Source organism: Salinivibrio costicola subsp. alcaliphilus, assembly GCF_001996185.1.
In the GTDB taxonomy this organism is placed as follows: Bacteria; Pseudomonadota; Gammaproteobacteria; order Enterobacterales; family Vibrionaceae; genus Salinivibrio; species Salinivibrio costicola.
The window spans coordinates 1-320 of the sequence record NZ_MUFR01000182.1 but is presented as its reverse complement, the minus strand read 5'-3'; the positions used below and the strand labels follow the sequence as shown (position 1 = coordinate 320).

Genomic DNA, 320 nt, shown 5'->3' with positions numbered 1-320 from the left:
CCTTCAAAATCCCGCTTTTTGAGCAAGGTGATAAGGTTACTGTAAGCGCGATACAGCATTTTCATGTGCTTGGGGTTATTTTCATCGAACGGGGTCGCATCCACCCAACGCCAACGTGGCAGGGTTTTTATATGGAGGGGGCGTGCAAATTCGGTCAAGTAGCCACGCACACTGCCATCCACATTCACCAGTGGCGTTCGGTATTTTGCCGGATAGGTGGTGGAGTCTTTAATCGTCGGCTTACCGTCTTCTACCGTGACGGTCAGGTTCGACATCTCTTTTTTGGTGCCATCCGAGAACGCACCATACAGGGTGACCTG

Annotated in this window: 1 pseudogene; it reads right to left on the bottom strand. The window is 51.2% G+C overall.

The features are described 5' to 3' along the window. Positions 1-320 (bottom strand): annotated as a pseudogene (locus BZJ21_RS16490) (glycosyl hydrolase family 26); the annotation flags it as partial.